Origin of the sequence: Moorena sp. SIO4E2 (genome assembly GCF_010671945.1) — a bacterium.
GTDB lineage: Bacteria > Cyanobacteriota > Cyanobacteriia > Cyanobacteriales > Coleofasciculaceae > Moorena > Moorena producens.
Genome location: NZ_JAAHIE010000373.1, coordinates 1 through 7,469, shown reverse-complemented (window position 1 = coordinate 7,469; position 7,469 = coordinate 1). Strand labels below are relative to the sequence as shown.

Here is a 7,469-nt window from a genome sequence, read left to right as displayed (position 1 = left end):
ACAGCCAGTCAAGTAATTTGGCATTTTTCAACCCCGGATGCCAGAGTCAAACTTAAACATCTTTATCCAGTGTTTGAAGAGGAAGAGATGGCAGATTCTAATGCACCAAATTAGCTGTGTCAGTCCAGTAGGGTGCGTTAGGGACGGGCTTGCACTCATTTTATCGGTCGTCAATGTTGGGAAAGTCCGTCCCGTAACGCACCACCGGGTCAAACAGTAAAAATGAGATGCACCCGAGCAGCAACGCCTCTTAAGTTGTCTCATCTCAGCCGTCCCAATTTGCCCACCCATTAGCAGGATATCCCTTTCAAATGGGGAGAGATGGAATTAGCGACAAAGTTCAGCCAAGGCAGATGTATCGGAGCCAAATTATGTAACGCTTTGTGGATTTTTTTAACCTTCTATGTACTTTTATAAATAGTTACAAACTGGCTCGATTTCTTGTAACAGATAACTATAATTACTATGATACCAGTTGGTTAAAGTTTGGGGTGCCATGTCGCGCTCCTAGAAGACGGTGGGATCGAGTGCATCTCATTTTTGCCGTTTGGGTGGTGCGTTACGGGACGGATTGTCCTAACACTGGCTACCAAGAAAATAAGGGCTCCCCCGTCCCTAACGCACCCTACGAACATTTACAAAAGTGAGATGCACCCATGTGATCGACTGGTATTGTTTTCTTCAAGGGTACAAGGTAAATAGAACTAGCTATGCGGACTCATACCTATAAACCGAAATATTCTAACTCTACCTCTAGGACAATAGCTCAAAAAAAGAAAGACTCCAGAGTGATTGGTTCTAGAAGAAGATTGGATGCAGGTGCGGCTCGTTCCAGCTAGGAGCCTCTAGAAACTAGAGGGGTATGAGCTGGGGGAATCGCGAGGGTTAGTAAACCGCTAGAGAAAATGTTGCAGAGTATACCAAAAACTTTTATTATTTGTTAGAATTAAATTAGGGTAACACCGACAGAGATTATTATGTAACTTAAATTAAAACCGAAAACCAAGGGTTTAATAGTTGCACTGTCTATCCCGGTGGAACCAAATTTGTTGACATTTTTATGGCGCTCGCGGGATATTCCGTAAGAGCTTTGGGAGATACCCCCTGGATGTGAAAGCATCTTGCATTGGCGAGCCAGAATTTGCTTTTGGTAGATTTTGGTAGCTAAAAAGTATCGGATACACCCTCAAAATTTCTAACTATCTTTTGGATGTGGGTGAAAACCCCACCCCTGAGGAGACAGGTGACTCCCTACCTGGCCACACCGGGTGCATCTCATATTTGTAAAAAAGATCTCAAGTGTGGGGCCCGGGCGCGGGGAGTGTGGGGCCCGGGCGCGAGGAGTGTGGGAATTTTATGCCGAATTTTTGCCTAATTGCAAAACTGAGATGCACCAGGCAAGCAATGCTTCTCCTTCATACTTTTATTGTTCATCAGGATTAAGCTGATGTTGAAAATAACAAAATATATTTTTACCCTCGTTGTTGTAGTTTTGTTTACTGCATTCTACGCAGTCGGGAATGCTCAGGTTGACACACTTGAATGGGGATTTATACCTCCTGGGACAGCAGAAACTTGTAAAGCTATTTCTAGAATTGGTACGATTGAACCATTTTCGGGAACGTATCAACAGTGTGGTGATCGATGTGCTGCAATTGTGAACTGCGGAGCTTGGAATTTGGATTCGGTAAATCAAAAATGCCGTGTATACACGTCAGAATGTTCTGAACCAGACCCCTCCGGTGGATGGGGATTTATACCTCCTGGGACCGCAGAAACTTGTAAAGCTATTTCTAGAATTCGTACGATTGAACCATTTTCGGGAACCTATGAACAGTGTGGTGATCGATGTGCTGCAATTGTGAACTGCGGAGCTTGGAATTTGGATTCGGTAAATCAAAAATGCCGTGTATACACGTCAAAATGTTCTGAACCAGACTCCATTACTGAAGATTTCACCGGTGGGACCTTTGATTCAGCAAATTTCGAGATCGGAGGTGGAACCGGGAATGCCACTGATGCTGGTTGGGCAAGTGTGACTAATCGCGGAACCCTTCGTACTGTAGCATCTAATCTCAAACCGAGTATTGACAATCCACTCACAATTGAGGCAGACATTACTTTCACTCCGGCTAACGAAATTGCTTTTCTTCAAGTTCGTGGTGACGGACTTCCTTCTGGTTCCTTTGACGAACCAAGTAACGGAATATACCTGCGATTGCATAACTTCCAAAATGGCCATACTGGAGTCTCATTCGGTGGCCCCTTCATGGAGTTTTTCCGTAAAGATCCACCGGGAGGAGATAGTTTTTGGGACGACCCAGTCCACCTGCTTCTCACCGATGACGGCTCTACAATTTCAGTAACTTTGACAAACACAGTCACCAATGTTGTTAACGCCTTCAGTATCAATGATATGCGTAGCTCTGGGGGTTATGTTGCCTTCTCCACATCGGCCAATGGTGCCCGTTGGGACAACATCTCTATCACCCACAATAACCTGACTGGCAAGTAGACTCGGTTACCGAACTTCTGACAATTTTGGTGCGAGCAGGTTTTCTGTAGTGCGATCGCATAATATACTATATGTAGTGCGATCGCTCTGATATTGTAGGGTGGGCAAATCGACAGGATAACTGATGAAATTGCCAAACTTTCATTATTTGCCCACCCTACCCTACGGCATGCGATCGCCTCTGTTGTTTGTTGGGTAAAAGTGCGATCGCTCTTGTGGGGTGGGCAAATCGACAGGATAACTGATGAAATTGCCAAACTTTCATTATTTGCCCACCCTACCCTACGGCATGCGATCGCCTCTGTTGTTTGTTGGGTAAAAGTGCGATCGCTCTTGTGGGGTGGGCAAATCGACAGGATAACTGATGAAATTGCCAAACTTTCATTATTTGCCCACCCTACCCCTGATAGCTTACCCTTAGCCTTCTCGCAGCTTCTCAATTTCCTCTACAGGTAAGCCAGTAGTCTGACTAATTGTTTCATTATCTAACAAAGGCAAAAGCTGCTGTGCTATTTCTTGCTTAGCTTGTTTCTCAGCAAAAATCACTAGCCCTTGTTGGTCATGAATAAACATCTCTCTTTTTCCTAATTCCTCCAAATCCTTCCTACTTAAATTTGCCTCAGAAGCAATTCCAAATGCCTGTTGAAACTCTGGTAGTTGCGCCATTTGCGGTGGCACCGTCTCTAAGGAAGGCGCATTTTTTAAAAAATACATCCACAACTCATCGAGTTGGTCTAACTCTTCCAACTGCTTCTCAAACTTCGGTAGTTCCACAAACACTAACTCTAAGTGATTTTCGATGTAGCTGATGTTGGTAGTTTCTTCTCGTAACTTGAAATTAGAAATTATCTGATTATGCTCAGGAAACATGACAAAATCGGTAATCGTCAGAGCAATCACTGGCTTGAGATAACGATAGCCTTCTCCTTTACCTAACTGTAGAGAGTAAGCTTTAGTAGCATTGTATAAAACTCGTCTAGCAAAGGATTCTACCTGCAAAACCTGCATTTCAATAATCACCAAAGAACCATTACTCAGTTTGGCCTTCACATCGAGGAAAGAGTCTTTGAGGATTGGAAGAGGAGAAGACTGATAAGGGTCAATAATTTCCAAATCTTGGATCAGAGGTTGATTGTGGTAGACAAGAGCATTGAGAAAGCTAATCAGAATCGGTTTACTTTCCTGGGAGGCAAAGATTTTTTTGAAGGCAAAGTCGGTTTTAGGGCTGATAAATGTCATTACTTAGCTCTCCACTAAAAGTGGTATACTCTAAGTATATAGCAATCCTATCTGATTCATGAAAGAAATGGGCTGCTTTAAGTGCGATCGCTCTTGTAGTAGGGTGGGCAAAGGGACATGATTCGTGATCAAATGGCCTTTCTTTAATTATTTGCCCACCCTACCCCACATTCATTATTTGCCCACCCTACTCCCTGCTGATTTTGATAAAATAGAAAAAACCGGAAATCATCTTGAAAGTATGCTCAAAACCTCAGCCTTTCAGCAAGCGATTGAAACCGTTGAAAAATTGTCCTTAGAAGAGCAAGAGATATTACTCGATACTCTTCTCAAAAGATTCCATCTACAACGGAGAGAAATACTATTGCAAGAAATCAAAGAAATTCGCCAAGAATTAGCGGAAGGTAAAGTAAAATTTGGCTCAGTTGATCAATTCTTAGAAGAACTCGATCAACCATGAAAATTGCTTGGACACCCCAATCACTAAGAGGTTTAAAGCGAATACTTCGTAAAAGACCAGATTTTAGACCACTAATTGAGAAAACCGTGCGTCAGTTAGCAGAAGATCCATTTCATCCTAGCTTACACACCCACAAACTTAAAGGCGATTTATCCAATATCTGGTCATGTTCAATTGACTACAGCTACCGTATTTTATTTGAATTTATCGAAAATCCTGAAGATTCTGAAGAAGCTATTTTGTTGCTTAATTTAGGTTCTCATGATGAAGTATATTAGCTGACGGCGAGCTTGTAGAGTAGTGCCTACGCTCTTGTCGGGTGGGCAAATGGACATGATAAGTGATCAAATGGTGTTTCAAAGATTATTTGCCCACCCTACCCCTCGAAGCGCAAGACGAGCCATGAAATATTTGTTGGATAGGGATCATTTAAGCATTATTCAGCTAACTTAATTATGCAATCACCTAGCATTACTAACTCCTTAGACGCTTTTCTCCAACAACCCAACATAGAAGCTTCTCCTGCTTGGGAATTCATCCATGGACACCCGAAGCAAAAACCGATGCCAACATTGTTTCATTCCCGCCTCCAGCGTAACCTTGTAAACGCCATCAACAATCAAACCCATGCTTGCGTTGCGATTCAAGAACTCCGGTGCATCATTCCTCCCTTATCCCCTGTACCAGATATTGTGGTTGTTAAACGCGATCGCATCCGGGATCAAGATCGCCCCCTGCAAGGTTCACCAGACTGGTTAATTGAAATTCGCTCCCCTGACCAAAGCACATTAGACCTACAGAACAAAATTCTGCACTGCTTAAGCAACGGGACTAAGCTGGCTTGGCTAATCGATATTCAGCGACAGCAAATCTGGGTTTGGGAAAACCAGGAACTACCACTGGTGTTTGCCGGAACTGATATACTCCCCACCCTTGACACTATCTCAGACTTTACAGTGGAAGCAGTAATTGCCATGACCCGACAGCGATAAATGAGGGGGATTATTCGCTCTTGTAGTGCGATCGCTGATCTTGTCGGGTGGGCAAATGGACATGATAAGTGATCAAATGGTGTTTCAAAGATTATTTGCCCACCCTACGCCTGACTGCTGACCACTCTTGTAGTGCGATCGCTGATCTTGTCGGGTGGGCAAATGGACATGATAACGGATCAAATGGTGTTTCAAAGATTATTTGCCCACCCTACGCCTGACTGCTGACCGCTGAATGCTTACCCCACCCTAGTGCGATCGCAATTCTCGCTCCGTTAACCATGTATTAACCCAAACCCGATCCTCTTCCGACAATTGCGGTAGTGGTTCTTGATTATAATCTATGAGTAAATCATAACTGGCTTGATCGTAGATATTATTCAATAATAACTGTAAATCTACTAATGGTTCTGTATCTCCAGACTTCAGCGGTAACGGAAATGAGGGGATAGGAGCTGGTAAATTAAATCCATACAAATCAGCTTGAGGACGACGGTCTCCTCGACTGACTAAAATTCGATAATGGGTTTCAATATTGCTGTGATAAACTGGCATTGGTTGTCCCTTACGCAGTAAATCAATTTCTACTAAATGAGTGAAACTGCCTAAGACTTTATTTCGTTTACTTTCATATTGCTTGCGTCCTTCTCCAGAACGTTTATTAATGGGAGAGAGTATTTCAATAGCTGTTACTACTTCCTTGGTAGCTACCTCTCGCACTTCTAAATAACCTTGTTTAATAGTTTCAGGTACAGGAACTTGTACCGTTTGGGGTTGAGTTGGAGCTTGTGCAACTGCAACATTAGTTATTAGTTGTTTAGTTGTCACCTGTGAACCTTTGACAGTTAAATCCGGAATGCCAACGAGCAATGATTGTTCACCAATAGTTTCATACATGCGCACTTCAACACCAACTCTGTATTTTGGACGCAGTTGAGGAGAAAGGAATTTAGCCAGCTCGCCAATAAGTAACAAATGTATTCCTGGCCAAACTTCTGGATGTTCTAGGTAAGGGTTCATCCCTGGAAAAGGGGAAGGCATAAAATTTCCTCCTCGGTGGTTAGAGGGTTGAACTTAGAGCATTCAGCATTCAGCTTTTAGAACTTAGCTGACAGCTGATAGCTAACGGCTGATGGCTAAAAGTCTATGACTTATTACTTATTCTAAAGCGCACCATTCAACACTTGCTGTGCCGAAAGCTGCAACCCCGGAAAAATAGTTGATTCAATCAACTCATCCCCCACAAAAACCGTTTCCTCATAAAGATCATCCACCAACTGCAACACCACAACCTGCTTTTTGAGGGGATCGACAATCCAATATTCGCGAATCCCCAGCAAGTTATACTCCACTCGTTTACTGCGATAATCCGTCGTCCGAGTCGAATCGCTAACCACTTCAACCACCAAAAAAGGTGGCGATTCGTTGAGACGAATGATCGCCTCTCGATCCAGCATTCCCTCCCATTGCTCCAGTGTTGCCACCGTCACATCTGGAATCCGCGCTGTATCCCAACGTCCCCCACGGGGCGACTCGATTGCAATAAACCCTTGCTTAGAAACCCAGGCTAACCCCTGAACCTGAATTTCAGCCCGATATTGATCGTTGAGAAACTCAGTAATTGCACCATGTTTTCCTTTGGGTTGAGACATGGCAATCAGTTCCCCATTCACCAGTTCATAACGCCGATCAGTGCCATCGTTGTAGCTTAAGTAGTCTTCGAGGCTAAGCAGTGCAGTAGTGGCAGTCATCGGAGTTTTCCTAAGAAGCCATTTTTTTGATAATTCTAGTGTAAGCATTCAGCCGTCAGCCGTCAGCCGTGAGCTAAAAGCTCACGCTACTTGAGGTGCCTTGTGGCACAGGCTTTGGCCTTGGCCTTTCGGCCACGCTACGCGAATGGCCACGCTGTGCGAACGACCCTGGGAGGTAACTCAGCATTATTCCAATGCTTACTTGTTTTATTCCAAAGCTATTCCCGTAGCGTAGCCGTAGGCCTTTAGCTGAGAGCTCTCAGCTCTCAGCTCTCAGCTCTCAGCTAATGCGGTACAGATGGTGCTTTTGAATAAAACAAATAAGCATTGGTTTAATCTCTGTTACATCAGCTGACGGTTCCATAGCGTGAGCTTTTAGCTGAAGGCTGACCGCTGACCGCTGACCGCTGACCGCTGACCGCTGACCGCTGACCGCTGACCGCTGACCGCTGACCGCTGACCGCTGACCGCTGACCGCTGACCGCTGACCGCTGACCGCTGACCGCTGACCG

Annotated in this window: 10 protein-coding genes and 2 pseudogenes; 6 read left to right on the top strand and 6 right to left on the bottom strand. The window is 44.3% G+C overall.

All coding sequences use genetic code 11. The features are described 5' to 3' along the window. Positions 1 to 1,447: 1,447 nt before the first annotated feature. A complete protein-coding gene (locus tag F6K37_RS27645; protein WP_008179744.1) occupies positions 1,448 to 2,515 on the top strand; it encodes a hypothetical protein in 1,068 nt (355 codons plus the stop codon). Here the strand turns inward: F6K37_RS27645 and F6K37_RS27640 are convergent. Continuing rightward, entirely contained in the window at positions 2,434 to 2,955 is a 522-nt protein-coding gene (locus F6K37_RS27640) for a hypothetical protein (RefSeq protein WP_287253611.1), read from the bottom strand. The two genes, F6K37_RS27645 and F6K37_RS27640, sit on opposite strands and share 82 nt — an antisense overlap. Beyond that, positions 2,933 to 3,754, bottom strand: coding sequence for an Rpn family recombination-promoting nuclease/putative transposase (locus F6K37_RS27635; RefSeq protein WP_271970300.1), 822 nt, complete (start codon positions 3,752 to 3,754; stop codon positions 2,933 to 2,935). Before F6K37_RS27635 ends, F6K37_RS27640 begins: the two co-directional genes overlap by 23 nt. 124 nt (positions 3,755 to 3,878) lie before the next feature. Between F6K37_RS27635 and F6K37_RS27630 the strand changes: the two genes are divergently transcribed. The 4 genes from F6K37_RS27630 (at position 3,879) to F6K37_RS27615 (ending at position 5,427) form a co-directional block, all read left to right on the top strand. Next, positions 3,879 to 4,214: a hypothetical protein gene (locus tag F6K37_RS27630; RefSeq protein WP_008179749.1), complete on the top strand. Its 336-nt coding sequence runs from the start codon at positions 3,879 to 3,881 to the stop codon at positions 4,212 to 4,214. Next, positions 4,211 to 4,492 (top strand): type II toxin-antitoxin system RelE/ParE family toxin, encoded by a 282-nt coding sequence (locus tag F6K37_RS27625; RefSeq protein WP_008179751.1) that lies wholly within the window; start codon positions 4,211 to 4,213, stop codon positions 4,490 to 4,492. Before F6K37_RS27630 ends, F6K37_RS27625 begins: the two co-directional genes overlap by 4 nt. A 177-nt stretch (positions 4,493 to 4,669) precedes the next feature. Beyond that, entirely contained in the window at positions 4,670 to 5,206 is a 537-nt protein-coding gene (locus F6K37_RS27620) for a Uma2 family endonuclease (protein WP_287253608.1), read from the top strand. A gap of 68 nt (positions 5,207 to 5,274) precedes the next feature. Beyond that, positions 5,275 to 5,427, top strand: coding sequence for a hypothetical protein (locus F6K37_RS27615; RefSeq protein WP_165691842.1), 153 nt, complete (start codon positions 5,275 to 5,277; stop codon positions 5,425 to 5,427). Between the two features lie 28 nt (positions 5,428 to 5,455). Here the strand turns inward: F6K37_RS27615 and F6K37_RS27610 are convergent, their stop codons facing one another. Both F6K37_RS27610 and F6K37_RS27605 read right to left on the bottom strand, forming a co-directional pair. Then, positions 5,456 to 6,247 (bottom strand): DUF4058 family protein, encoded by a 792-nt coding sequence (locus tag F6K37_RS27610; RefSeq protein ID WP_287253606.1) that lies wholly within the window; start codon positions 6,245 to 6,247, stop codon positions 5,456 to 5,458. Between the two features lie 122 nt (positions 6,248 to 6,369). Continuing rightward, positions 6,370 to 6,957, bottom strand: a complete 588-nt coding sequence (locus tag F6K37_RS27605) for a Uma2 family endonuclease (RefSeq protein ID WP_287253604.1) — start codon at positions 6,955 to 6,957, stop codon at positions 6,370 to 6,372. Between the two features lie 102 nt (positions 6,958 to 7,059). Between F6K37_RS27605 and F6K37_RS27600 the strand changes: the two genes are divergently transcribed. Continuing rightward, entirely contained in the window at positions 7,060 to 7,206 is a 147-nt protein-coding gene (locus F6K37_RS27600) for a hypothetical protein (protein WP_287253603.1), read from the top strand. A gap of 98 nt (positions 7,207 to 7,304) precedes the next feature. Here F6K37_RS27600 and F6K37_RS44835 read toward each other — a convergent pair. Next, positions 7,305 to 7,406: pseudogene (locus tag F6K37_RS44835) on the bottom strand (hypothetical protein); the annotation flags it as partial. Beyond that, a pseudogene (locus tag F6K37_RS44830) lies at positions 7,402 to 7,469 on the bottom strand (hypothetical protein); the annotation flags it as partial. The pseudogenes F6K37_RS44835 and F6K37_RS44830, both read right to left, overlap by 5 nt.

What these genes read in the sequence shown, in the direction of transcription:
- F6K37_RS27645 (WP_008179744.1), top strand. Translation starts at nt 1,448, where the DNA reads ATGTTGAAAATAACAAAATATATTTTTACCCTCGTTGTTGTAGTTTTG.
- F6K37_RS27635 (WP_271970300.1), bottom strand. Translation starts at nt 3,754, where the DNA reads ATGACATTTATCAGCCCTAAAACCGACTTTGCCTTCAAAAAAATCTTT.
- F6K37_RS27625 (WP_008179751.1), top strand. Translation starts at nt 4,211, where the DNA reads ATGAAAATTGCTTGGACACCCCAATCACTAAGAGGTTTAAAGCGAATA.
- F6K37_RS27620 (WP_287253608.1), top strand. Translation starts at nt 4,670, where the DNA reads ATGCAATCACCTAGCATTACTAACTCCTTAGACGCTTTTCTCCAACAA.
- F6K37_RS27610 (WP_287253606.1), bottom strand. Translation starts at nt 6,247, where the DNA reads ATGCCTTCCCCTTTTCCAGGGATGAACCCTTACCTAGAACATCCAGAA.
- F6K37_RS27605 (WP_287253604.1), bottom strand. Translation starts at nt 6,957, where the DNA reads ATGACTGCCACTACTGCACTGCTTAGCCTCGAAGACTACTTAAGCTAC.